Source organism: Citreicoccus inhibens, from assembly GCF_019039035.1.
GTDB classification, from domain to species: domain Bacteria; phylum Myxococcota; class Myxococcia; order Myxococcales; family Myxococcaceae; genus Citreicoccus; species Citreicoccus inhibens.
Map to the genome: position 1 here is coordinate 191,865 of NZ_JAHNZT010000009.1, position 22,032 is coordinate 213,896.

A 22,032-nucleotide genomic window follows, 5' to 3' on the forward strand; every position below is an offset into this window, starting at 1 on the left:
ATGTCCGAACCCCTCATGCGGCTGCGTGACGTGGAGAAGTCCTACCCCCTGGCCGGAGGCCGCAGCTGGGTGCTGCGCCGCATCCACCTGGACATCCAGCCCGGCGAGTTCGTCACCCTGATGGGCCCCTCGGGCGCGGGCAAGTCCACGCTGCTGTCCATCCTGGGCCTGCTCGACGCCGAGTGGACCGGCGAGTACTGGCTGGATGGCAAGGGGGTGCACTCGCTGAAGACCAAGGAGCGGGCGGAGCTGGCCCGGCGAACCATCGGCTTCGTCTTTCAGCAGTACCACCTGCTGGACACCCTCACCGTGGCGGAGAACCTGGAGGTTCCCCTGTCCTATCGCGACCTCAAGCGCTCCGAGCGCGAGGCGCTGGTGGGCGACATGCTCGACCGCTTCCAACTCGTGGGGAAGAAGGACCTGTTCCCCTCGCAGCTCTCGGGCGGTCAGCAGCAGTTGGTGGGCGTGGCGCGCGCGCTCATCTCCAACCCCAAGGTCCTCCTCGCGGACGAGCCCACCGGCAACCTTCATTCCGGGCAGGCGAAGCAGATCATGGAGGTCTTCCAGGAGCTCAACCGGGCGGGCACCACGGTGGTCCAGGTGACGCACTCGGACGCCAACGCCGCCTATGGCCACCGCATCATCCGGCTCGCGGATGGCTGGATGCAGCCCACTCCGGCCCCCTGAGGCGCCTGCTCCCTGGGCGGAAGGCCGACCCAGGGAACGGTGTTCCCCGCGTCACCCCGCTTTCTGGCACATTCTCTCCCGTTCGTTGGTGACCCCCGTGTTCGAGTCCACCCCCGCTGTCCCCGCTGCCTCACCGGAGCCCGTGGCCCCCGCACGGGCCGCGCGCATCCTGCTCGCCGATGATCAAGCGGACGTGCTGGATGCGCTCCGGCTGCTGCTCAAGCGCGATGGCTATTCCATTGTCACCGCGCAGTCGCCCGCGGGCGTCCTCGCCACGCTGGACGCCGAGGACGTCGACCTGGTGTTGATGGACCTCAACTACGCGCGCGACACCACGTCCGGGCGCGAGGGATTGGACTTGCTCGCGCGCCTGCGCGGGATGGATGCGTCGCTGCCCATCGTGGTGATGACGGCGTGGGGAAGCGTGGAGGGCGCGGTGGAGGCCATGCGCGCCGGCGCGCGCGACTACGTGCAGAAGCCGTGGGACAACACGCGGCTGCTCGCCACGCTGCGCACGCAGCTGGAGCTGGGGCAGGCGCTCAAGCGCAGCCGCCGGCTGGAGGAGGAGAACCAGCACCTGCGCCGAGGCCAGGGCGGACTGCCCTCCCTGGTGGGTGACTCCCGCTCGATGCAGCCGGTGCGCCGCCTCATCGAGCGCGTGGCGCCCTCGGGCGCGAACGTGCTCGTCACGGGCGAGCACGGCACGGGAAAGGAAGTCGTCGCGCGGCTGATGCACGCGGCCAGCACGCGCAAGGACCGGGCGTTCGTCGCGGTGAACTCGGGAGGCCTGTCCGAGGGCGTCTTCGAGAGCGAGCTGTTCGGCCACGTGAAGGGCGCCTTTACGGACGCGAAGACGGACCGCATCGGCTGCTTCGAGCTGGCGGACGGCGGCACGCTCTTCCTGGATGAGATTGGCAACATGCCGCTCACGCAGCAGGCGAAGCTCTTGCGCGTGCTCCAGACGGGTGAGCTGCACCCGGTGGGCTCCTCCAAGACGCGCCGGGTGGACGTGCGCGTGGTGAGCGCCACCAACGTGGACCTGGCGAAGGCGGTGGCCGAGGGCCGCTTCCGCGAGGACCTGCTCTACCGGCTCAACACGGTGGAGGTGCAGCTGCCCTCGCTGCGCGAGCGGCGCGAGGACATTCCCCTGCTGGCCGCGCACTTCCTGGCGGAGCACGGCAAGCGCTATGGCCGTCCGCAGATGCGGCTCGCCCCGAGCGCGCTGGAGGCCCTCCTGGCCTACCCGTGGCCCGGCAACGTTCGCGAGCTGGAGCACGCGGTGGAGCGCTCGCTGCTGATGGCCTCGGGCGAGGAGGTGCTGGCCGAGGACCTGCTGCTCAAGCGCGGCGGCAACAACGGAGGCACGTCGCGCCTGGAGGAGATGACGCTGGAGGAGGTGGAGCGCTACCTCATCGAGCGCGCCCTGGCGCGGCACGAGGGCAACGTGAGTGACGCGGCCAAGGGCCTGGGCCTGTCGCGCAGCGCGCTGTACCGCCGGCTCCAGTACTACGGAATCAAGGGCGCTCGGTGAAGCCACAGCGGGCGCCGCCACCGCACGACGTGCAGGTGTTGGGGCTGGCGCTCCTGGCGGGTCTGCCCGCGGTGGCCGTGGCGTTCGTGCTGGTGTGGACCGGCGCGTTGAGCGCGAAGGTCCAGTGGACCCTCTCCGCGCTCATCCTGGGGTTCTATGCCGGCGGAGGATTGGCGTTGCGCGAGCGCATCGTCCGCCCGCTGCATGCGCTGGCCAACCTGTTGGCCGCGCTGCGCGAGGGGGACTACTCGGTGCGCGGCCGCGGCGCGCGCGGAGGTGATGCGCTCGGCGAGGTGCTGCTGGAGGTGAACGCGCTGGGCGACACGCTGCGCGAGCAGCGGCTGGGCGCGATGGAAGCGGGCGCGCTCCTCGAGCAGGTGATGGAGGAGATTGACGTCGGGGTGCTCGCCTTCGACGTGGCGGGCACGCTGCGGCTGGTGAACCGCGCTGGTGAGAAGCTCTTGGGCCACTCGCGCGCGCAGCTCGTGGGCAAGGGCGCTGGGGCCTTGGGGCTGGCGGACCTGTTGGAGGGGCCCGCGCCGCGCCGGCTGACGCGTGGGTTCTCGGAAGAGGGCGGGCCCTACGAGCTGCGGCGCGGGTCGTTCCGGCAAGGCGGCCTGCCGCATCAGCTCGTGGTGGTGGCGGACCTGCGGCTCGCCCTGCGAGAGCAGGAGCGCGAGGCGTGGCGCCGGCTGGTGCGCGTGCTCAGCCACGAAATCAACAACTCGCTGGCGCCCATCCAGTCCATCGCGGACTCGCTGCGCGGGCTGCTGTCCCCGGGGCCGCATGCGTCGGATTGGGAGGATGACATGCGGGCGGGGTTGGGCATCATCGCCCGGCGCTCGGAGTCGCTCGCGCGCTTCATGTCTGCCTATGCGCGGCTGGCGCGGCTGCCACCCCCCGCGCTCCGAGACGTGTCGCTGGACGGCTGGGTGCGCCGCGTGGTGGCGCTGGAGCAGCGCTCGCTGGTGTCGGTGCGCGCGGGCCCGGTGTTGGTGGTGCGCGGAGATGAAGACCAGCTGGAGCAACTCCTCATCAACCTGGTCCGCAACGCGGTGGACGCCGTGCAGTCCGAGCCGGAGAAGGGCAGCGGTGTCTGGGTTTCGTGGGGCGTCCACGCGCCCGGCTCCGTGGAGGTCTGGGTGGAGGACGAGGGCCCGGGGCTGGCGGACACCGGCAACCTCTTCGTGCCGTTCTTCACCACCAAGCCGCAAGGCAGCGGCATCGGGCTGGCGTTGAGCCGGCAGATCGCCGAGGCGCATGGCGGCAGCCTGCGCCTGGAGAACCGCCCGGATGGGCGAGGCTGCCGGGCACGCCTCAAGCTGCCGCTGGATGCCCCGGGCGCTTGAGCGGTCCGCTCAGGCCGTCTGCTCGTCCAGGTGCAGGTCGTACGCGGGCGACAGCTCCACCACGTTCATCGTGAGCAGGTGGTACAGGATGGCGTCGCTCAGCCAGAAGAACAGGGCGCTGAAGCTCACGTAGACAAGCTGGGAGTTGGGCCAGATTTGCAGCGGGTGGTGGAACACCTCGGCGGCGATGAACCCAGCGAACCACTCCCCCATCCAGCCAATCACCGTGCTGGTGATGAGCCGTTGCCACAGCTTCACCCGGCGCGGATAGAACCAGAAGTGGTGCAGCGCCCACAGCAGCGTCACCGCGGCCGCCCACAAGAACAGGCTGCTGAACGAGAACCACTCATAGGGCGACTCCGGGTAGACCCAGCCCCAGCTCCCGTTCATCCACCGCCACGCCACGTTCTCCGACAGCTCCAGGAACCAGAACAGGGGCGTGATGTAGAGCACCTGCCTCACGAGGACGCTCAGAAACGAGGCCAGCGTCTTGAGGAGCTGCCCCATGGGCCAGGTCAGCGTGATCATCCCGTCCCTCGCTCCGGCGGTTGGCCGCTGTCACCGCTCTCCGGACAGAACGGAGTCGCCTTTATTTCTTGATTTATTCGAACCCGTCAGCTCGCAGGAAAGGCATAAATCTCTGGAGTTTCAGGATGTTGTCGAAGTCCTGCCCGCCGGATGGAGGCCAGCGTTCCCAGGTAGACAACCCGGGTGGTGTTTGACGGGGAGAGGAAGACTATCCAGGATTGCTGAGTCCCCAGATGGGGATGCTTTCACCACACTTCCGGAGATTCAGCATGCGCGTTCGTCCCCTTCGTCGCTCCCTGCTGTTCACCGCGGTCGCCACGTTCCTCGGCGCAGCCGCGGGTTTCTTCGTGGCCACGGATGCGCGGGCGGACGACCCCGGCACTGGCGTGGAGCAGGAGAGCCGCGAGTACTACTCCGATGCGGCCATGACCCAGCACGTCGGGGGCTGGTGGTACGACTGCAATGGCAATGTCCGCTCCTGGGGCGTGCAGACCATTTACATGACCAGCTACCGCTCCGCTTGCTACTAGCCGGATGTTTCCGCCCCGGGTGTGGCACTCTCTCGGGGCACCCTTGCCCTGTCGAACCATTCCGCTATTTTTGTGTAGTCAAGTCAGTGTTCGCGGATTTGGATTTGGGATTGCTGGCAGGCTGATTCCTGTCACGAAACGACGGCAGCCATCCGCTGTCGTTCCACAGACGCGCCGGGGCCCGCCGCGAGCCTCGGCGCGTCGCTGTGTTCGTGGGTCAGTACGTGGCCTTGAGGCCGAGCAGCGGGAGGATGACAGGGATTCCCACCGCCCGGCGGATGGGCGCTCGGGTCATTGAGTCGACCGTGTACTCGTAGGAGAGGACCTCCTCCTGGACGGAGGCGTTGAGGATGTCCAGGTAGGCATCGAAGGTGAAGTCCTCCATGGCCCACGACTTCGCCACGCGCAGGTCCACGCGGAAGAAGGACGGCAGTCGCTCGGCGCGATCGAGGTCCTGCCGCACCCAAGGATTCCCCTCTCCGTTGTCCACCACGCGCTGGGTGAGCGAGGCGACCTCGCCCGACTCGGGGCGGCCGGAGTTGACGTGCACCACCGTTCCCACCGTCCAGTTGTTGCCGAACTTGTAGCTGAGCGCGGCGTTGAAGACGTGGGCCTGCTCGAACGCGAAGGGCAGGGTCCCCTCCACTGTCTCCACCACCTGGTTGAGATCGCCGATGCGGCTGAAGCGCATGTGCCGCTTGCTCTGCAGGAAGCTGTAGGACACCCAGCCGAACCAGTTGCCGCCCAGCGGGTGGCGCACCATCAGCTCGAACCCGTAGGCATAGCCGCTGGCGGCGGGGTCCTTCATCAGCAGGTCGCGGCGGCGGCGGTTCTCCGCCACGTCCGTCAGGTCGAACTCCACCGTGCGAGACAGCGGGTTGTAGAAGACGTCCGCGTTCAACTCCAGGCCCTCGGTCGCCTTCCACTCGGCTCCCACGTCCATCTGCGCGCCGGACTGGAGGCCGTAGCGCAGGCCCGCGGTGTCCATCGCGGGGATGTGCAGCAGGACGCTCGGCGGCTGGTGGTAGAGGCCCGCCCCCCCCTTGAGCGTGAGCGTGTCGGTCAGCTCGTGTCGTACGGTGAGGCGCGGCTCGACGGCCGTATGCGTGATTCCCGGCACCAGGTGATAGGCATCCACGCGCACGCCCGGCAGCACCATCCATCGCTCGGTGGGCTTCCAGGTGACGGACGCGTACGCGCCCGTGAACGTCGCGAGCGACGAGGGATTCTTCAGCGGATCCGCCTCTTCACCGGGGCGCCAGCCGGGGGGGCGCGCGGTGCCGTCGATGTGTGTGGCGGCGCGCCGGTGCTCCACGTCGCCGCCCACGAGCAGCTCCAGGTCGTCCGAGAGAGCGCGCTTCCAGCTGGCGCGCGCCGCGAAGCTCGTCTGCTCCAAGCCGTACTCGCCCACCTGCTCGCGCGTGAGCACGAGCGTCTTCTTGTTCTGGACGGTCTGCTCGCCATCGAGTCCGAGCGCGTCCGTGCCGAAGGTGAGGCCCAGCTCGCCCTCGCCGCCCGCCAGCGGATGTGTGCCCCGCAGGTCCACACGATGGAAGCGCGACGCGATACTGCCGCCCTCGGCGTCCGGCAGCCACTCGGAGTGGACCCCCACGGTGTCCGAGCTGCCCAGTGCGAACAGGCGCACGCGCCCCGCGCCCACCTTCTGCTCGATGCGCGCCTGGTAGTCCCAGAAGCCCGCGCGCACCAGCTCCGCATCCTTGATGTCGAACGCGTGGGTGGTGAGCGAGAGGAGCAGCGCGGAGTAGCTGAAGCGGCCGGCCACGCTGATGCTGGTGCCCGTGGACTCGATGGGGTACTCGATGAAGCCGCCGCTGTTGAGCAGATCCGCGTAGGCCGTGAAGTGGAGTCGGTCCTCGCGTGGGCGTGACAGGCGTCCCTCCACCGCGCCGCCGAGCACGCGTCCATACTGGACGGGAGGCGCGCCGGGATAGAAGTCCACCGCGTCGAGGAAGTCCGGGTGGATGACCGCGGGCCCCAACAGCAAGTGGTACAGCATGGGGACGCGCACGCCGTCGAGGAAGAAGCCCGTGGCCGCGGGCTGGCTGCCGCGTACGACGGGATAGCTGATGCCGGAGGCGATGCTGCCCACGCCCGGCATCAACATCACCACGCGGAAGGGGTCACCCATGGTGCCGGGCACCTCGCGAATCTCCTGCTCATGGAGGGTGATGCGGGTGACCTCGGTGCGTGGCCGGTCGTCGCGGACCACGGTCTCGTAAGGATTCACCACGCCGGGTTGCAGGCGATAGACGACCTCGACCACCTGGCCGGTGGTGAGCGTCTCCTCGAAGGTGGCGGGCTTGTGTCCCGGCGCGCGCACCTCGATGCGATGCGCGCCCGCGGAGGTGCCCAGGGTGAAGCGGCCTTCCGTGTCGGTGGTGGCGGCGGGGGTGGCGCTGCCGTCGAGGAAGAGCGTGGCATCCACGAGGGGGCGCCGAGTGCCGCGCGCGCGCACCACGCCGGAGACGCGGGAGACCGCGACCTCGACGGGGCGGGGTGGCTCGAAGCGATAGACGAAGGGCAGGCGCACGGAGACGGGCGTGCCCCCCAGCGTGGCGGGAGTGAAGCGCAGCCCGGGCGCGGCGGCGAGGGCGGCGTCGGTGAGGCGTGGCTCGCTCGGGGCTTGGACGACCTTCGTTTCAGAGACGTGGCCTTGCTCGTCCACGAGCAGCTCCAGCGTCACCTCGCCCGGAGTGCCCTCCAACCCTTGTGGCCACGCGGCGGGCGAGTCGGCCAGGAGGGTGGGCGGGACGAGCACCGCCTCGCCTCCGGTGGGTGGGAGGCCCAGGCGCTGGGCATCCTCCGTGGAGATGCCCGTGCCCCCATCCGTGGCATGAACATCCACCTCGACTTGTCTGGGCGCACTCGTGCCGGAGGGGACACCTTGGGCGTGGGATGTCGAGGCGAGCGCGAGCGATGCGAGCAGGAGGAGCGCGACGACGCGGGGAGAAGGCATGGGCCCGGTGCAACACCGGTCGGCCTCGCAACTGTTACCGACCCGGTCGATTTATTTTCCGCCCCGCCGAACTCCGGCGGAACAGCTGGGGTCGTGGCCGACCTGAACCTCCGGAAACTAACCGACCGCGTTCTTCTTGTTGTGGAAGAGCGAGTCCCCCAGTCGGCACACGTTCTTGCCTTCGAATTTCACGTCGAAGGAATACAGCATGAACTCGGCGGCTCCTTGGGTGGAGCCACTCATGACTCCACCTCCGGCGGTCCCGGCGTCGTCTCCCGACGACTTCTTGTACTGAGCCCCTTTGACCATCGGCATCTTCCCGTTGACCTGAACGGTCTTGGGGCCCTTGTCCGCGTCCGAGCTCATCGCGACGTTTGGATAGGGAATGGGAATGGGGCCACCCGGGCTCGGGGTCTTGCATACATCTGGAAAGGCGATGCTCTGCCCGCCGCTGTCCTCCGCGGCGATCCCTCGGCCATTGGCGTAGACCTTTGCACCCATGAGGCGTCTCCCGCGTGCTGTGAAGGTGTCTCTACGTCTCGTCCCGAGGCGCGGCGTCCAACGGAATCAGGCGCACGCCGCGAAGCCCCGCGGCCGCTACTGCCTGCCGAACCTTCTCCGAGACGAGGATGGTCAGCGTTGACTCGGCCAGCCGGAACATGGGCACGCCCATCGTCTTCGCCTCATCCAGCACGAGCCTGTCGAACTTCATCAGGGGCGGTTCGTGGTCGGGTAGGTACTGGGATTGCTCCAGATCCGCGCAGGCAATCCGGCCGAGGATATTGACGGCCCGGTAGTCGGTGTACGTCTTCCCCTGCGTGGGATGAACCAGCTCCACCTTGTAGAGGTCCATGTTCTTCACCCCCGCGCTCTTGAGCGCATCGATGAGCCGGGTGGAGAAGATGGGGATGGTGAGGATGAGGTCCGGCGGTGGGGCCGCGCTCTCGGGATGAAGCTCACAGCGGATGGGTTCCTCGACCTGCGCTTTGCTGCGCACCCCCATGGTCCAAGGCACTTCTGCTGTCGGTGTCGACGACAGGCCAGCGAAGTTCGGGGAGTATGGTTCGTTGGTCAGCCGGTAATACACGTTAGGCCCTCCGTGGGGTCTCAGGTCTTACGAGAGATGCCGCCCTTGCTGTTGAGTGTAATCTTCTCCGACATGAGTGACTGCGTCACATGGTAGGCCAGCGGCGAGACCCAGACCGTCCAATGATCTGGGCGACCTGTGAAGCAGCTCTTGAAGGAGGAGGACGCCGCGTTGATCTTCGCCACCAATGCGTAGGGCGGGTAGTGCTTGCCATCGTCGGACTTCGAGCGCTTGCAGACGTAGTGGTAGTTCAACATCAGGTCGCCCAGGTTGTTGCAGGACGCCAGGGCTTCGTCATTGTAGGAAGCCGTCGCTCCGGAGGCCGTCGGGTAGCTTGCCTTGTGGTCAACGTAGTGCATCTGGAGCCACGTCGCGAGCATCACTGTCTCTCCGATGCTCTGCTGGGCCGGGTTGCTGAGTTGGCTCCATTTTCTGCCGTAGAAATCTCGCAGCGCTATTTTCTGGTCCGGCGTGGAGAGTGCCGGCGCTGCGGTCGGATCCTTGAGGCGAGCCTCGCGGAGTTCCGAGACCTTCCGCTTGCGCATCCAATAGATGTCCGGAAGGTGAGGAAGGAAGATGCCATTGAGGGCACCATCAATGGTGTAGCCAATGTCTTGTTTGATTTTCCCTTTGCTCTCGCGTGTCCACGTCTCCAGCTTCGACTTCGCCATCACCGCATCGCCTGGAATGATGTGGTGGGGGGCTGCGGCCATCTCGACCTCGAAGTCCTCGAGGATTCCTGCGGCGGCGTGCCAGCCTGTTGTTGGGTCATTCCCTCCAGGGATTGGATGGATGGGACCCACGGATGGATCCGAGGCGATCTCCCGCGCGGGGCTCAAGAGGTTCTTCCGGAGTTCCTCCTCATCTTTCTGCGCGCCGTGTTTGGTCTTGTAGTTGCGCAGCTTGGGCTCGTTGTTCTTGCAGAAGAGACAGTCATCCGGGTGTGCGTCCCCCATATCCGGTGGGACGATGTCCTCACCAAACTCTGGCATGACCCTGACCTCCTGGCTCTACTGCTCGCAGCAGCACGGCGGCTCGCTCCTCGTGGTCGGAGGAGCAGGATACAAGGCAGGGCCCCTTTCTGTACCCGCGCTGCAGGCCTATCGCGGCCAACGCCAGCATGAGCGCCCCGAGCCCCGCCCCGGGATCGCCGAGGTTCTCCACGGGATGCTCAATCTTCAGGACGTCGTGGAATCGCCGCTGGAAGCGCACCTGCCCGACTCCCCATTCCTTTGCCCAGAAGCTCTCGCCATTGAAGCCCAAGTACGCCGTGCGCACCCGCTCCACCTCCTGCGGCATGCCAGTGAATGCCTCATGGAACGCGGCGGAGAGCCCCTCGCCTCGGTAGGGCACTTGGCTGTCTCGGTGCCCCGGTTCCCGTCCAATGCCCATTCCGAAGATTTCTCCCAACGGCGCTTTTCTTCTTCGTCGTGCAGTCCCCGAAGGGGCGAGCCATAGGAATCCAGCCCCTTCGCCAGGGATGAACGTGTCGGAGGGGCGAGTGCCCGCAATCCGACAATCCGCTTCGAGGCCCGCCAGTACCGTCGGGTCGATGAGAGAGTCGACTCCACCTACGATGACGTCCTGGCCTTTCCCCGCGGAGAGGTACCCAAGAGCTTCAGCGAGCGCCCAGAGCCCCGCGGCTCGTCCGCAAGGAATGACCCTGCTTGCGTTGGGCGAGATGCGTGCCCCGCTCGCATGGATCAACTCCCGAAGGAACACGTCCCCTGTGCCATGAGGTCCAGCCATGTCCTCAGGCAGGCCCAGGAACAACGCGGCGGTGTTCGACTCACTCGCAGCCTCCTTCAAGGCGGAGAGGGCAAGTCGCAGCATTCGCTCCTCGCGATAGGGGAAGGAACTCGGAGGGGTAGGAGAGTCCGGCAGCGGATTGAGGAAGCCCGCAACGAAGGGGCGGAAGTGAAGGTCCAGCATGGCGGTCTCTCGGGTGCGGACGATGCCGGCCCGAATCGCCGCGGCGGTGGTTGGCGCAGTGAGGCCCACCGGGGTCGCCATTCCGACCGCCAGTATCTCCACGGAGCGCGTCAACATGCGGCAGCTCGGGCGAAATGCTGCCTCCTGGCTTCGTGCTCCATCCCATTCATCTCGATTCTCCCGGCGCAGGTCGCCCAACCCCCGTCGCGAACGTCGAGCCTCGGGAGTATAACACGGTACCGGCCAATCTCAGGCCCGGAGGGGGATACCTTTCATGACCATTCCTTCAGAGAAAGCCGCCACGGAGTCCAATGTGGACGAGGCGCCGCGAGAGCGCATCTGGGGCAGTCGTCTGGGTTGGGTCGTGGGTGTGAACGCGGAAGGGCGCCTTCTGGTGGACTATCGCGGCAACCTGGACGGACCGCTGCTCGCGAAGAGGACCCTGCAGGTGACTCCGGCGGCGGTGAAGGATGCCGTGGCCACCCGACAGACAGCGGTATTGCTTTTCGAGGAGGGGGATCCGCGGCTGCCCTTGCTGATTGGACTGGAGCTGGCCCCCAGCTCGACGCCGCTGCTCGACGCGCTCCTGTCGGAGGACAGTCCCGAGCCACAATCAGAGGCCGCGCCAGCGCTACCCACCGAAGCCCATGTTGATGGGCAGCGTGTGGTCATTGAAGGGAAGGATGAGGTCGTTCTCCAGTGTGGTCAGGCCAGCATCACCCTGCGACGCAATGGCAAGGTTGTCATTCGTGGGGCGTATGTCGAGACGCACGCCTCAGGAGTCAATCGCATCAAGGGTGGTTCGGTTCAGGTGAACTGAGGGGGGCACGATGCTGTTCGATGTCTTCGAGGAGCACCTCGCTGAAGCTGGCTTCCTTTGGACCCAATGGGAGCGGGCTCTGGTTTCTCCTGCCTTCATCCTGGAGGAATCCGCGGCGGTGGAGGAGCGGTTGGTTGCGCATCTGGACGGATTGGTGGTCGCGGGTGCGGCGGCTGTTGAACCCTTGCAGGCTCGCCTGCTGGAGGGAGAAGACCCGGGCGCGGTCTTTGCCTCGGCCTGGGCGCTGCTCTCCTTGGCGCCCGCCTTCGTCCTGGACGTCGTGAAGGCGGGAGAAGGGGCGTATTCGCCCGAGTGTTGGGCTGCGCTGCACCGTGCGCTGGAGTTGGCGGAGGGGCGCGAACTGGAGGCGGCCCTCGCCTCGTGGCTCCATGCAGGAGAGGGGCGTCTTCGTGCGCTCGCGCTCGATGTCTTGAGTTTTCGGGGGAGAGCCCCCGTGGGCGCGGCGCTGGAGTTGTTAGGCCAGTCGGAGGACCTGGCTGTCGCGGCGGCCCTGCGAGCATTGCGGCCTTCGGCCCGGAGTTCGCCTCCTCGGGAGCTTGGGGTGCTCCTGAAGGAGACGCGTCCCGAGATCCGACGGGCTGCCGTGGATGCGGGGCTGATGTTTGGGCTGAGTGAAGCCTTGGCGGCGACCCGCGCGGATGCTGTTTCGGGGACGGGGGCGGTCCGCAAGAGTGCCTGGACGTTGCTGGCGCTGATGGGCGAGGCGCGCGACCTCGAGCGGCTGAGCTCACTCACGACAGACGTGGCCAGCCGCGAGGATGCCCTCTGGGCGTTGGGATACAGCGGGCGCAGAGACGCCGCGGACGCGTGCGTGGTAGCCATGGCCGGACCGACGCGTGTGGCTCAGCTCGCGGGAGAGGCCTTTGCGGCCATCACGGGACTCGTATTGGAGGGGGCCTACGTGATGGAGGAGGACGCCGCTGAAGATGCATTGCCTCCGCTGGAAGAGGATGACCTGGATGCAGACCTATCCCTTCGCCCGGAGGACGCTCTTCCTCGACCCAATCCCGAGGCGGTCGCACACTGGTGGCAGGTGAATCGAAAGGACTTCGTGCCGGGGTCCCGATACCTGAGAGGGCACGTGTTCACGGGCGCGCGATTGCTGGACGCGCTGACCCACGAACCGATGCGGCGGCGGCAGGTGCATGCCTGGGAGCTGATGCTGCGGACCCGGGGGGCTTGGCATGTCGAGGTGCGAGAATTCTCCGTGAAGCAGCAGGTCGCGTTGGAGCGCGCTGCGGAGATTCGTGAGCGTCTCCCCTCGTGGCCTTTTGGGACTTGAGCCGGAGGTCGTCATGTTTCAGTTGCGGAACGAAACGCCCTTCTCGCCCGGCATGTTCTTGTTTCCCGACGCGCAGGGCGTGGACACGGTGTACGTGGTGCTGAAGGCCACGTTCTGTCTGACGGACGGACGGCTGAGCGTTGCGGAACAGCAGACCCCCGTCACCCTGGCGGACACGTACCGAGGAGAGCCAGGGCAGTCGAGCCTACAGGCCGCGAGCGAAGCCCACCTCCTGAGGCCGGGGACCGATGTCTTGGTCGAGGGCGAAGCCCACGCGCCGAAGGGGCGGCCCGTGGATTCATGTCTGGTTCAGGTCCGCGTCGGCCCCGTGCGGCAGGTCATCCAGGTATTTGGGGATCGGACGTGGAAGGGGGGATGGGTTTCACCGAGCCCCTCGACCCCTGAGCCCTTCGCCGTGATGCCCCTCATCTGGGAGCGTGCCTTTGGTGGCACGGTCAGTGCCGGGCAGGCGCAGATGGATGCCGAAACGCGCAACCCCGTGGGACAAGGCTATCGGGGGAAGCGCAGGAGCGCGGACATGGTGGGGCGCGCATTGCCCAACCTGGAGAATCCTCGCCAACTGATTCGCTCTACCGCGGATGCCCCCGCGCCCGTCGGACTGGGGCCTGTTTCGCCATCATGGGAGCCACGCAAGTCATTGGCAGGGACCTACGATGACGCATGGCAGACGCAGCGTGCGCCGTATCTCCCCCGCGATTTCCGAGCGGAGTTCTTTCGCGCATCACCTCCCGCGTTGAGCGCGCACGACGGGTTGATGGGAGGAGAGCAAGTCGAACTGCTCAACCTGTCGCCCTCGGGATTGCTCCGCTTCACGCTCCCGCAGTGCACGGTGGGCGCCACGGTGCGGATCGCTGGCAGAGCGGAGCACCCGCGACTCCTCTTGGAGACGGTTCATCTGTCCCCAACGGAAGGGCGCGTATGTCTGACATGGCGCGGCGCGGTTGTTTGTGACAAGCGCGCCCTGAAGGTGGAGGAAGTCCGCTTCCAGTCTCGGGCGATGGCGGGTGTGGCCGCGTGAGCCGCCGGTCAGGCCCTCCCGTCACTCAAACAGGGACAGCTCGCCCAGCCGGCTCATGCCCCATGTATCGATTTGGGTCCCTTTCTGTTGCAGCACGGTGAGTCGGACGTAACGCACGAGCCCAATGTCATTCAGGGGAAAATCCAGGTAGTGGGGCTCGGTTTCGGGATTGAAGGGAGGGTCGCCGTAAGGGCTGTCTTTCGCGCTGTAGTCAGCGATGGTCCCGAAGGTGCGCCAGGTCATGTGCCGTGTAATCTCCACGGCATCGGCAGGCGCCTCCTGGAGGAGGTTCCACTGCTCTCCATCCGCGCTCCCCTCCAGGCGAACCCGCGCGGTGGCCTGGGGCTGCAGGGGGAAATCCAGCGCGCGCACCACGGCCCGCTTCAGTCGCGCGGGAGCGGCCAGCGAGAGCCGAAGCTCCTGGGTCGGGGATGGCCCCCTTGGATCCGAAGACGTCGTATTGAGTCCCACCGCGTCTGGCTTTCCGTCCGTCCAGGGACACACGTCCGAAGGGGAGGGCTGACACGAGGCGCCTCGGCTGACGGGACGGAGCGCGCCAGCCCCGAGCGGAATCCGGCCCGTGCGCCACTCCATGCGGAAGCTCACGTAGCTGCCCTCGGCGCCCAGGGGCTTGAAGCCCCACCCACCCACGGACAGGGCCCGAAGCTGCGCGTCCGGCGCGGCGAAGTCCTCCATCACGTAGGGGTTGGGCTCCCAGGGAGAGGTGACGTCCCACTGGTACCAGAACGTCGCGCTGCCACTGCTCAGCCACACGCTGGGCCGCGGGACGGAGGGCTCCAGCGTGTCTTCCCCGCTGGTGCCGTCGTCGACGGTGAGCGGTGGCTGGGCGGTGATGGGGCGCGTGGGGCTGGGGGGCGCGGGCGCGAAGGTGAGGCGTGGGCCCGGCGTCGCCGCCAGGTTCGCGGCCCAGGGCTGCAAGGGCGGCAGCTCCACGTCGTCATCGAAGAGGAAGGACAGGATGGCGCCCTGGCCCGAGGCGTCCAGCGGGAGGGCCATGCGGAAGCGGTACCCCTCGCCCACGGTCTCGGGGGTGGGGTCGGAGTCGCCCTTGAGGATTTCCAGCGTGAAGTCGCCTGCGTCGTTGGCGGAGATGGACGAGAAGGGCTTGAAGTCCACCGGCCATGAGCCCGTGGAGAAGTCGAAGCCGTGCTGCGAGCGGTCCACGGCGAGCGCCTCGACCGGGTGGCCCGAGCCATCCGCGTTCAGCACGCGGCCGTAGGCGAAGATGGGGTCCTCGAGATAGCGCCCGCAGCCAGCGGCGAAGCTCAACAGGGAGACGGGCAGCAGCAGAGTCGGAGGGTGGACACGATGGAGCTACAACACCGTATCCGCCTCGGGGTGTCCCTCGCTCCCCGCGACACGAACCCGTCACTCAAACAGAGACAGTTCCGCCAGTCGGGTCATGGGAATCATCGTGACCTTGGCCCCCTCCCGTTTCACCACGGTGAGACGGACGTGGCGCACCGGCCCGATGTCCTTCAGGGGGACATCCAGATAGGTGGGCTCGCCATCGGGATTGAACGGTGGGTCGTAAGGGCTGTCTTTCGCGCTGTAGTCGGCGAGGCCCGCGAACGTGTTCCAGGCCGCGTCCTCTGAGAGCGGCGTGACCGGCGTCTCCTGGAGGAGGCTCCACTGTTCTCCATCCGCGCTCCCCTCCAGGAGCACCTGCACCGTGGTCTTGTAGGCCGGGATGAAATCCAGCGCGCGCACCACGGCTCGTGTCAGCCGCGTGGGCGAGGTCAGCGAGAGGGTGAGCGCCTCGGCATGAGGGAGCCGACCCGGATATTGATTGAAGCTCACCACGTCCGCTTTGCCGTCCGTCCAGGGACATCCGTTCGCGGGCGCGGGCTGGCATGCGGCGCCGCGGCTGACGGGACGGAGCGCGCCGGCCACGATGGGAATCCGCGCCGTGCGCCACTCCATGCGGAAGCTCACGTAGCTGCTCTCGGCGCCCAGCGGCTTGAAGCCCCACCCGCCCACGGACACGGTCCGAAGCTGCGCGTCCGGCGCGGCGAAGTCCTCCATCACGTAGGGATTGGGCTCCCAAGGAGAAGTGACGTCCCACTGGTACCAGAACGTCGCGTCGCCACTGTGCAGCCACGCGACGGGCACCGGGCGGGTGGGCTCCACCTTCTGACCGCCGTTGGTGCCGTCGTCGAAGGTGAGCGGCGGCTGGGCGGTGATGGGACGCGTGGGGCTGGGGGGCGCGGGCGCGAAGGTGAGGCGCGGGCCCGGCGTCGCCGCCAGGTTCGCCGCCCAGGGCTGGAGAGGCGGCAGCTCCACGTCGTCATCGAAGGAGAAGGACAGGAAGGCGCCCTGGCCCGAGGCGTCCAGGGGGAGGGCCATGCGGAAGCGGTACCCCTCGTCCACCGTCTCCGGGGTGGGGTCGGAGTCCGCCTTGACGATTTCCAGCGTGAAGTCTCCCGCGTCGTTCGCGGAGACGGACGAGAAGGGCGTGAAGTTCACCGGCCACGCGCTCGTGGTGGAGTCGAAAGCGTGCGGCGAGCGGTCCACGGAGAGCCCTTCAATCTTGCGGCCAGAGCCATCCGCGTTCAGCACGCGGCCGTAGGCGAAGATGGGGTCCTCGAGATTGCGCCCGCAGCCAGCGGCGAGGCTCAACAGGGCGAAGGGCAGGAACAGTCGGGGGCTGGACACGATTTCGCTGCAACACCGCGGGCGCCTCGCGGTGTCACTCGCTCCCCGCGATTCTTGTCCAGAGGGCCGCGAGCCCCTCCCTTTCGTCCACGGACCGACGTCCTTTCCACCTCCTGCCCTCGGAACGTGTGCACCCCGACACGGGGGGCTGCCCCCAAGTCCTGTCGGACTGGAGGTTTACGGGGTGGTGTCCCTACCCTTTTCCACGCCGGATGAAACGCGACCCAGCCCGCGCGTGTCGGCGTGAAGAAGGAGGACGCTCCATGCGCTCGCCCAAGTACGCGCTGCTCATCCAGGGCCTGGAGCACATCCTGGCCGGACGTCAGGCGGAGGCGGCCGAGGCCCTCGCGCTGCTGTACACGCGTCTGGATGTGGCGGCGGAGCCGGAGGACCTGCACTACGTGCTGTTTGCCACGGCGCTGTCCAAGCGGCTCGTCGGAGGCGAGGGCGTGTTCAACCCCTACCTGCGCCCGGAAGCGAGCACGGGCGCGACGGCGCAGATCGACCTGTTCCGCATGCTCGTCACGCACATGCCGCTGGCGTCGGCGGCGGACGCGGTGGCGAATACGGTGCTGGCGGGCTTCCTCAAGGGCCACGACTCGGCCACGTTGCTGGACGTGGGCATCGGGCAGGGGCGGCAGATGCGCACGCTCTTGCGCCTGCTCGCGCGCGAAGGTGCCCTGCCGCGCCGGCTGACCGTGGTGGGCGTGGAGCCGAGCGGGGTGAGCCTCGTCCAGGCGGGAGCGGCGGTGGCCGAGGTGGCGGCGGAGCTGGGCGCCTCGGTGCGCTTCGTGCCGATGGAGCGCCCCGTCGAGGCGGTGGCGGACGTGACGTGGGCGGAGCTGCGCTCGGTGCCGCGACCGCTGGTGGTGAACGCCGCGTTCGCGATGCACCACATCTCGGAGACGACGGCGCGCGCGGGTGAGGCCCGAGACCGGGTGCTGCGGCGGCTGCACGGCCTGGGGCCGCAAGGCGTGGTGCTGTGCGAGCCCAATGTGGACCACCACCGCGTCCCCCCGCGCGAGCGCTTCTTCAATGCGTGGCGACACTTCACGACCGTCTTCCACCTGTTGGATTCGCTGGAGGTGCCCCGAGACGAGCGGGCCGCCATCAAGCGATTCTTCGGGAGGGAGGTGGACGACATCGTGGGGACCGTGGATGACCCGGAGCGCTGCGAGCGCCATGAGACAGCGGCGGCCTGGTGGGAGCGACTGCGCCGCGCGGGCTTCGCGCCCATGAAGGGCCTGGAGCGCCTGCGGCCCGAGGGCGTGCACCCCGCGGTGAAGCTGCGGCCCGAGCCCGGGGTCGTGGGCATCACCTACCGCGACGAGTCCGTGGTGGCGGTGCTGTGCGCCACGCCGCGAGGAGGCTTGGGATGACGGACGAGACCGAGCTGGACGCGCTGGCGCGCCGCGTGGTCGCTCGCTGCCGGGACGTGGGCGCGCGGCTGGCGTTGGCCGAGGCGTGCACCGGCGGCCTCATCGCCGCGCACCTCACGGACGTGCCCGGCGCCTCCGCGGTGGTGGAGCGGGGCTTCGTTCCCTACTCGCACGAGTCGAAGGTGGAGCAGCTCGGGATGTCCCTGGCGTTGTTCCAGACGCATGGCTCGGTGAGCGCGGAGGCCGCGCGCGGCATGGTGCTGGGCGTGTTGGAGCGCTCGCGGGCGGACTGGGCGCTCGCGGAGACTGGCATCGCCGGGCCCACGGGCGGCACCGAGGCCAAGCCAGTGGGGCTCGTCTTCCTCGCCCTCGCGCGCCGCGGCGCCGAGCCCGAGGTGGAGCGCCATGTCTTCCCGGGAGACCGTCGCGCGGTGAGACGCGCCACCGCGGCGCGATGTCTGACATTGCTCATGGAGCGGCTCGCCGTGGATTCGTGAACGCTCGCACCTCCCCTCGGCCGCCTATCCGTGGACGACCTCCTCCTTTATCCTGAGTCGGTTATGCCTGCAAAACCGTAAAATCCAGACTGAAAGGAGAGCCGCGATGTTTCAGGTCGAAGTGGACGGTCAGCACGCCATCGTGGACTTCGTTCTCGATGGGTACGTGCGGGTGGATGAGATGCAGCGGTTCGTCCTGGAGCTGAAGGTGGCGACCGACTCGCTCATGGGGCGTGAAATCAAGATCAAGGCGGACGTGCGCACGTTCAAGCCCGCGTCTCCCGAGGCGGCGGACATGATTCGCCGCGTGCAGGAGTACGGAATCCGCTCCGGGGTGAAGCGGGTGGCGGAGCTGGTGGAGAGTCAGATTGTGGCGCTCCAGCTCAACCGCATCGCCCACGAGAGCGGGACGGACAAGATTCTGCGTCGCTTCTGGCAGGAGTCCGCCGCGCGGTATTGGCTCCTGCACGGCGACGAAGAAGGCGCGAGCGCCTCGTCGGAGCTGTGACCGGCGTGCGGGCTCAGCCGCCCACGCGCGCGAGCGCGGGCATCAGCCGGTACTCGCGCCGGGTCGGGAGGCCTCGCGCGGTGGCGAGGCGCAGCAGGGCGAGCCCCTCGACGAACACCAGGCGCAAGGTCCGCGCCTCGGCGGAGGGGGCCAGGCGCAGGGCGGCCAGCTCGTCACAGTGGGCTTCGTGCTCTCGGCCGCGTGCCTCCAGCGCGGCGTCAAAGGCCTCGGCGTCCTGACTCATCAGCGCGTGGCACACGGCGCGCCGCGCGTCGGGCGCGGACTCCAGGCGCCCCCAGCGGTCGAGCAGGGCCTGGTGCGCCGCGGTGGGGTGGAAGTCCTCCAGGACGAGGAGGTGGAGGAAGTGGGCGTAGAGGAAGTCCTCCTCGTACTCCTCCTCCTGGAGCCAGACCCGCGAGGACAGGCGGGCCAGCTCGCGCGCGAGCGCGTCATGTCCCGAGGCCAGCGCATCGCAGAAGGGCTGTAGGTGGCTGGTGCCCGTGAAGCGCCCGTTGCGGCCACCCTGTCGGGCTGTCATCAAAAGCTGGCGTCGCGCCTCCGCCGAGCGTGTCAGGTGGGCGAAGAAGCCGCGCGTGTCTGTCTCCGTGCGCAGCAGGGCGATGGCTAGCATTTGCTCATGCAATGAGACTTCGTGAAGCAGCCGGATGTGGGCGGCGTCGTTGGCGGGGCTTTGCAGGGCCTCGCTGCGCAAGTCCAGCTCGTAGCGCAGGTGGAGGACCAGGGCATTCAAGGGGGTGGCCGCCGACCGCCAATCCCTGACATCTCGAACCCGCTCGTGCTCCAGTGAGAGCGCGCGTGCTGGGAGGGGCATGGGTGACTCCTTGGCAGGAATCCTGATTATCCTCGAAATGGGAGGTCTGCCCATTCACCCGCCCGAAAGGGCAATCACACGCCCATCACTATCGGACAGTTTCACGCCGCGCCGGCGCGTGACTCCGGAGGGCGGGAGACCCCCTGGGCCGTGATGCGCATCGTGCGCACGGAGTGAAAGCCATCCTCCAAAGCCAGATGCGCCCGCCACATGAGCACCACGCGCTTCGCGTCCGGCTCCAGGATGACCGTGTCCAGGCGGACATCGGGCCTGGCGTCCTCCGCGCCCGTCTGCTCCACCGTGACGACGGGCGTCGGCTGTGCGGGGAGGGAGAAGCCGAGCCGCCCCTGCGGGGTGACGTTCACCAGCATGACGGCCTCGTCGCCGCGCAGGTAGCCCGGCGCCACGAGCCCCGGCGCGCCCGCGTTGAAGAAGCGGCGGTCGAAGTCGGTGGGCAGCAAGGGCTTGCGCGCGGTCTCCCAGGCCTTGTCATACGTGCCCGCGAACGCGGCCCGCGGCTGCCAGTGTGGCGAGGTGAAGCCCACGCCCATGGGCGTCACGCGCTGGCCGAGCTCGCGCAGGGGCTGCGCGGGGTCCTCGAGGTTGGGCAGCATCAGCCCCTCCTCGAAGTTGCGAGGGCTGGCGCGGAAGCCCACGCCCACGGGGTTGCGGGGCTCGAAGCCGTGCTTCTTCGTGTCCGCGTCGCTCTTGTCCCAGCCACCGAAGGCGCGCTCCCACGTCAGCGGGAGCTTTTCGAAGGGGAGGGGCTGGGTCATGCCCACGCGCCCCAGGCTTCGGAACCAGGTCCGCTCGCCCACGACGCGCAGGGCCTTCTTCACGGGCCCCACCTGCAAGGCCACCAGCGTCTCGGTGTCTCCCTTGCGCTGGGTGTAGCCGTGGCCGATGAGCACCACGTCCGTGGCGGGCTTGAAGAAGGCGCACTCGGGCTCGTACTTGTCGCTGGACTCGCCGGGCTTGCCCCAGGGCTCGCCGGCCCACTTCACCGGCTCCTGCTCCGCGGCGAGCATCAGGCGGCCATCGCTCAGCAGGTACGTGGCCTTGATGAGCAGCAGCAGGAGCGGCCGGCCCTCTTCGTCCGCGCAGCCCATGAACTCGCAGATGAAGGGCGTCTCGTTCTCGACCGTGGGATGACCCATGCCACGGTTCTAGCACTGGCGGTGGCGGCCTCGCGCGTCAGCCCATGCGCCGCAGACCGGGGAGGTCCTCGGGGCGCAGCGCCCAACGGGGCAGCTCGGGCGGCGAGGCGCGCGTGCCCACCTGCGTGGCGGGGAAGCCCTCCAGGAGCGCGCCATCCGGGAAGACGGAGCGCTGCTTCACCAGCGCGCCCGCGCCCACGTGGCAGCCCCGGCCCAGGCGCGAGCCGTCGCAGAGGATGGCGCCCGGCTCGATGACCGAGCCCGCGCCGATGTGGCAGCCGTGGAGCATGCACCCCGGCCCCACGATGACGCCGTCCTCCAGCGCCAGCATCGTGTCGGGCAGCAAGTGCAGCACGGTGTTCTCCAGAATCTGCACCCGCGCGCCAATCCGCACCGGCCCGTGCGCATCGCCGAGAATCTTCACGCCCGCGCCGATGATGGCTCCGGCGCCGATGACGACGTCCCCCATCACCTCCGCGGAAGAGAAGAGCGTGGCGGTGGGATGGATGAAGGGGTGCTTGTCTTGAAAGGCATACAACTGTCCCATGGGTGCATCCTCGACACGGTCTCGCGCGGAGAAGGCGGTGAGTGGCTGATAGGTGAGGCTCAGGCCTCCCTCTCGTTGCCGTTCCACGCGGAGCAGGTCCTCGGGGTTTGCGCGGCGGATGATGCGGCCGGGCCTGCCCACCACCACGGACTGGTCCGGGACGGACATGCCGGGCGGGATGACCGTGCCTTCACCGAGGAAGCAGCGGTCGCCCAGCGAGGCTCCCGGCAGCAGGACGGAGCCGTGACCCACTTCGCACAGGTGCCCCACGCGCGCGCCGATGACGAGGCTGCGGTGCCCGATGACGACCTTCTCGCCCACCGTGACGGGCCGCTCCGGCGTGCCCACCATCACCGCGTTCTCGAGCAGCGACGAGCCCGCGCCCAGCTGCACGGCGCCCCCATGCGAGCGCACCACGGCCCCCTGCGCGATGACGGCGCCCGGGCCCACGTGCACCGTGCCGAGCAATCGCGCGGACGAGGCGAGGGTGAGGTGGTGGCCCCCCGCGGCAGGTAAGGGGGCGGGGGCGGGAAGTGGGGCGCTCATCGTGCAGGCAAGCTACACCCGGCGCTCTGACTGAGGCGCCACCCCCCGGCGCAGTATCTCTGTCCACGTGACGACTGAGGGAGCCCTCGCCTCCGGGGAACCCCTTG

Annotated in this window: 21 protein-coding genes; 10 read left to right on the plus strand and 11 right to left on the minus strand. The window is 68.2% G+C overall.

Annotated elements, in window-relative coordinates:
* The 3 genes from KRR26_RS14305 (at window position 1) to KRR26_RS14315 (ending at window position 3,567) form a co-directional block, all read left to right on the plus strand.
* A complete protein-coding gene (locus KRR26_RS14305; protein ID WP_217080075.1) occupies window positions 1-687 on the plus strand; it encodes an ABC transporter ATP-binding protein in 687 nt (228 codons plus the stop codon).
* 85 nt (window positions 688-772) lie between these two features.
* Complete coding sequence (locus KRR26_RS14310; protein WP_120206365.1) at window positions 773-2,218, plus strand: sigma-54-dependent transcriptional regulator; 1,446 nt, start codon at window positions 773-775, stop codon at window positions 2,216-2,218.
* Window positions 2,215-3,567 (plus strand): sensor histidine kinase, encoded by a 1,353-nt coding sequence (locus tag KRR26_RS14315; protein ID WP_217080076.1) that lies wholly within the window; start codon window positions 2,215-2,217, stop codon window positions 3,565-3,567. Before KRR26_RS14310 ends, KRR26_RS14315 begins: the two co-directional genes overlap by 4 nt.
* A gap of 9 nt (window positions 3,568-3,576) precedes the next feature.
* On the opposite strand, the gene KRR26_RS14320 is transcribed toward KRR26_RS14315, so the two are convergent.
* Entirely contained in the window at window positions 3,577-4,095 is a 519-nt protein-coding gene (locus KRR26_RS14320; RefSeq protein ID WP_120206363.1) for a hypothetical protein, read from the minus strand.
* 269 nt (window positions 4,096-4,364) lie between these two features.
* Here KRR26_RS14320 and KRR26_RS14325 point away from each other — a divergent pair, with 269 nt between their 5' ends.
* A complete protein-coding gene (locus KRR26_RS14325) occupies window positions 4,365-4,625 on the plus strand; it encodes a DUF6289 family protein (protein ID WP_120206362.1) in 261 nt (86 codons plus the stop codon).
* 217 nt (window positions 4,626-4,842) lie between these two features.
* On the opposite strand, the gene KRR26_RS14330 is transcribed toward KRR26_RS14325, so the two are convergent.
* The 5 genes from KRR26_RS14330 to KRR26_RS14350 form a co-directional block, all read right to left on the minus strand.
* The gene (locus KRR26_RS14330; protein WP_217080077.1) at window positions 4,843-7,602 is read right to left on the minus strand and encodes a TonB-dependent receptor domain-containing protein; all 2,760 of its coding nucleotides are present in this window, start codon (window positions 7,600-7,602) and stop codon (window positions 4,843-4,845) included.
* Between the two features lie 117 nt (window positions 7,603-7,719).
* On the minus strand, window positions 7,720-8,103 hold the full coding sequence (locus tag KRR26_RS14335; protein ID WP_120206361.1) for a DUF4150 domain-containing protein: 384 nt from the start codon (window positions 8,101-8,103) through the stop codon (window positions 7,720-7,722).
* Between the two features lie 31 nt (window positions 8,104-8,134).
* On the minus strand, window positions 8,135-8,605 hold the full coding sequence (locus tag KRR26_RS14340) for an imm11 family protein (protein ID WP_120206360.1): 471 nt from the start codon (window positions 8,603-8,605) through the stop codon (window positions 8,135-8,137).
* Between the two features lie 104 nt (window positions 8,606-8,709).
* Window positions 8,710-9,681 carry an AHH domain-containing protein gene (locus tag KRR26_RS14345; protein WP_120206359.1) on the minus strand — a complete coding sequence of 324 codons (972 nt, stop codon included), beginning with the start codon at window positions 9,679-9,681 and terminating at the stop codon, window positions 8,710-8,712.
* A complete protein-coding gene (locus KRR26_RS14350; RefSeq protein ID WP_236068596.1) occupies window positions 9,665-10,738 on the minus strand; it encodes a hypothetical protein in 1,074 nt (357 codons plus the stop codon). Before KRR26_RS14350 ends, KRR26_RS14345 begins: the two co-directional genes overlap by 17 nt.
* 157 nt (window positions 10,739-10,895) lie before the next feature.
* Between KRR26_RS14350 and KRR26_RS14355 the strand changes: the two genes are divergently transcribed.
* Genes KRR26_RS14355 through KRR26_RS14365 form a run of 3 tightly spaced genes read left to right on the plus strand, consistent with a single transcriptional unit; the run spans window position 10,896 to window position 13,783 of the window.
* The gene (locus KRR26_RS14355) at window positions 10,896-11,441 is read left to right on the plus strand and encodes a DUF6484 domain-containing protein (protein WP_120206358.1); all 546 of its coding nucleotides are present in this window, start codon (window positions 10,896-10,898) and stop codon (window positions 11,439-11,441) included.
* A gap of 10 nt (window positions 11,442-11,451) precedes the next feature.
* Window positions 11,452-12,744 (plus strand): TIGR02270 family protein, encoded by a 1,293-nt coding sequence (locus KRR26_RS14360; protein ID WP_120206357.1) that lies wholly within the window; start codon window positions 11,452-11,454, stop codon window positions 12,742-12,744.
* Between the two features lie 13 nt (window positions 12,745-12,757).
* Window positions 12,758-13,783, plus strand: coding sequence for a DUF2169 family type VI secretion system accessory protein (locus KRR26_RS14365; protein ID WP_217080078.1), 1,026 nt, complete (start codon window positions 12,758-12,760; stop codon window positions 13,781-13,783).
* Between the two features lie 21 nt (window positions 13,784-13,804).
* On the opposite strand, the gene KRR26_RS14370 is transcribed toward KRR26_RS14365, so the two are convergent.
* Together KRR26_RS14370 and KRR26_RS14375 are read right to left on the minus strand one after the other, a co-directional pair.
* Window positions 13,805-15,073: a hypothetical protein gene (locus KRR26_RS14370; protein ID WP_217080079.1), complete on the minus strand. Its 1,269-nt coding sequence runs from the start codon at window positions 15,071-15,073 to the stop codon at window positions 13,805-13,807.
* A 99-nt stretch (window positions 15,074-15,172) separates the two neighbouring features.
* The gene (locus KRR26_RS14375; RefSeq protein ID WP_217080080.1) at window positions 15,173-16,459 is read right to left on the minus strand and encodes a hypothetical protein; all 1,287 of its coding nucleotides are present in this window, start codon (window positions 16,457-16,459) and stop codon (window positions 15,173-15,175) included.
* 263 nt (window positions 16,460-16,722) lie between these two features.
* Between KRR26_RS14375 and KRR26_RS14380 the strand changes: the two genes are divergently transcribed.
* The 3 genes from KRR26_RS14380 to KRR26_RS14390 all read left to right on the plus strand — a co-directional run bounded on the left by KRR26_RS14380 (window position 16,723) and on the right by KRR26_RS14390 (window position 18,843).
* Entirely contained in the window at window positions 16,723-17,838 is a 1,116-nt protein-coding gene (locus tag KRR26_RS14380) for a GRAS family protein (RefSeq protein ID WP_217080081.1), read from the plus strand.
* A complete protein-coding gene (locus KRR26_RS14385; protein WP_217080082.1) occupies window positions 17,835-18,335 on the plus strand; it encodes a CinA family protein in 501 nt (166 codons plus the stop codon). The genes KRR26_RS14380 and KRR26_RS14385 overlap by 4 nt, the downstream gene beginning before the upstream one ends.
* 106 nt (window positions 18,336-18,441) lie before the next feature.
* Window positions 18,442-18,843: a hypothetical protein gene (locus KRR26_RS14390; RefSeq protein ID WP_120206352.1), complete on the plus strand. Its 402-nt coding sequence runs from the start codon at window positions 18,442-18,444 to the stop codon at window positions 18,841-18,843.
* A 13-nt stretch (window positions 18,844-18,856) separates the two neighbouring features.
* On the opposite strand, the gene KRR26_RS14395 is transcribed toward KRR26_RS14390, so the two are convergent.
* The 3 genes from KRR26_RS14395 to KRR26_RS14405 form a co-directional block, all read right to left on the minus strand.
* Window positions 18,857-19,675 carry an Imm49 family immunity protein gene (locus KRR26_RS14395; protein ID WP_217080083.1) on the minus strand — a complete coding sequence of 273 codons (819 nt, stop codon included), beginning with the start codon at window positions 19,673-19,675 and terminating at the stop codon, window positions 18,857-18,859.
* Between the two features lie 101 nt (window positions 19,676-19,776).
* Entirely contained in the window at window positions 19,777-20,832 is a 1,056-nt protein-coding gene (locus KRR26_RS14400; RefSeq protein WP_120206350.1) for a DUF2169 family type VI secretion system accessory protein, read from the minus strand.
* Between the two features lie 37 nt (window positions 20,833-20,869).
* Window positions 20,870-21,925: a DapH/DapD/GlmU-related protein gene (locus KRR26_RS14405; RefSeq protein ID WP_120206349.1), complete on the minus strand. Its 1,056-nt coding sequence runs from the start codon at window positions 21,923-21,925 to the stop codon at window positions 20,870-20,872.
* Window positions 21,926-22,032 lie beyond the last annotated feature (107 nt).

Excerpts from the sequence above, each read along its gene's own strand:
- KRR26_RS14340 (WP_120206360.1), bottom strand. The coding sequence starts at position 8,605 with ATGGGGGTGCGCAGCAAAGCGCAGGTCGAGGAACCCATCCGCTGTGAG.
- KRR26_RS14335 (WP_120206361.1), bottom strand. The coding sequence starts at position 8,103 with ATGGGTGCAAAGGTCTACGCCAATGGCCGAGGGATCGCCGCGGAGGAC.
- KRR26_RS14365 (WP_217080078.1), top strand. The coding sequence starts at position 12,758 with ATGTTTCAGTTGCGGAACGAAACGCCCTTCTCGCCCGGCATGTTCTTG.
- KRR26_RS14305 (WP_217080075.1), top strand. The coding sequence starts at position 1 with ATGTCCGAACCCCTCATGCGGCTGCGTGACGTGGAGAAGTCCTACCCC.
- KRR26_RS14380 (WP_217080081.1), top strand. The coding sequence starts at position 16,723 with ATGCGCTCGCCCAAGTACGCGCTGCTCATCCAGGGCCTGGAGCACATC.
- KRR26_RS14355 (WP_120206358.1), top strand. The coding sequence starts at position 10,896 with ATGACCATTCCTTCAGAGAAAGCCGCCACGGAGTCCAATGTGGACGAG.
- KRR26_RS14405 (WP_120206349.1), bottom strand. The coding sequence starts at position 21,925 with ATGAGCGCCCCACTTCCCGCCCCCGCCCCCTTACCTGCCGCGGGGGGC.
- KRR26_RS14395 (WP_217080083.1), bottom strand. The coding sequence starts at position 19,675 with ATGCCCCTCCCAGCACGCGCGCTCTCACTGGAGCACGAGCGGGTTCGA.
- KRR26_RS14345 (WP_120206359.1), bottom strand. The coding sequence starts at position 9,681 with ATGCCAGAGTTTGGTGAGGACATCGTCCCACCGGATATGGGGGACGCA.
- KRR26_RS14325 (WP_120206362.1), top strand. The coding sequence starts at position 4,365 with ATGCGCGTTCGTCCCCTTCGTCGCTCCCTGCTGTTCACCGCGGTCGCC.
- KRR26_RS14385 (WP_217080082.1), top strand. The coding sequence starts at position 17,835 with ATGACGGACGAGACCGAGCTGGACGCGCTGGCGCGCCGCGTGGTCGCT.
- KRR26_RS14390 (WP_120206352.1), top strand. The coding sequence starts at position 18,442 with ATGTTTCAGGTCGAAGTGGACGGTCAGCACGCCATCGTGGACTTCGTT.
- KRR26_RS14350 (WP_236068596.1), bottom strand. The coding sequence starts at position 10,738 with ATGTTGACGCGCTCCGTGGAGATACTGGCGGTCGGAATGGCGACCCCG.
- KRR26_RS14320 (WP_120206363.1), bottom strand. The coding sequence starts at position 4,095 with ATGATCACGCTGACCTGGCCCATGGGGCAGCTCCTCAAGACGCTGGCC.
- KRR26_RS14330 (WP_217080077.1), bottom strand. The coding sequence starts at position 7,602 with ATGCCTTCTCCCCGCGTCGTCGCGCTCCTCCTGCTCGCATCGCTCGCG.
- KRR26_RS14400 (WP_120206350.1), bottom strand. The coding sequence starts at position 20,832 with ATGGGTCATCCCACGGTCGAGAACGAGACGCCCTTCATCTGCGAGTTC.
- KRR26_RS14360 (WP_120206357.1), top strand. The coding sequence starts at position 11,452 with ATGCTGTTCGATGTCTTCGAGGAGCACCTCGCTGAAGCTGGCTTCCTT.